Origin of the sequence: Acidovorax sp. sic0104 (assembly GCF_019219095.1) — a bacterium.
Lineage (GTDB): Bacteria > Pseudomonadota > Gammaproteobacteria > Burkholderiales > Burkholderiaceae_C > Acidovorax.
In genome coordinates, this window is the sequence record NZ_JAHUWH010000052.1 from 1 (window position 1) to 592 (window position 592).

The window sequence follows — 592 nt, forward strand, 5'->3', positions numbered from 1 at the left end:
AAATCTCAATGGTTTCTTACGGCAAGAGCCCGGCCCAACCTTACGCTCCAGCGGACGGCTACGCCGCCCGCTGATCTCAAACGTTGGGCGGCATGAGCTTCAACCTCACCACAGAAGAACAGGCGCTTGTCCGGAGAGCGTTGCTTTATTGGCAAGAACACTGGGACTTCGAGTGTCCTACGTTATTCGGCATCGAGCTTGAAGACCTAGAAGTCGTTGTCTATACATGGCCACACCACAATGCCGCCAAAGAGGTTGAGGCATTGGCTGTCACCGGCGCACTTCGAGAACTCTTGTACGGGGCATCTACGCCGCCGAAAGAGCGGCTCCCGTTAATCATTGGCGTGGGGTACGAAGGCGCATCAGCCCTTTGCACCAAGGTTCACCGCATGTATCGCTCAAGTGAGAACCGCCAGTAGCAAACTGCTCCACGCTCTAGGGCCGCCGCACATCTTTCCGCAGAGCACACCTGTCGCAAAATGCCGCCCAACCCTTTCATCGAGAGGACTCGCCCCTGCGAGCCGGGTCGTGCCTCTCATGTCAAACGTTGAATGTCTGCTTCTTGATTCCATCAGCGACGGCTCCTGGCCGA

At 56.9% G+C, this 592-nt stretch carries 1 protein-coding gene; it reads left to right on the forward strand.

Features of this window, described 5'->3' with window-relative positions:
- The first annotated feature begins 92 nt into the window (after positions 1 to 92).
- Positions 93 to 419 carry a hypothetical protein gene (locus KW835_RS26625; protein WP_218387757.1) on the forward strand — a complete coding sequence of 109 codons (327 nt, stop codon included), beginning with the start codon at positions 93 to 95 and terminating at the stop codon, positions 417 to 419.
- Positions 420 to 592: the final 173 nt, after the last annotated feature.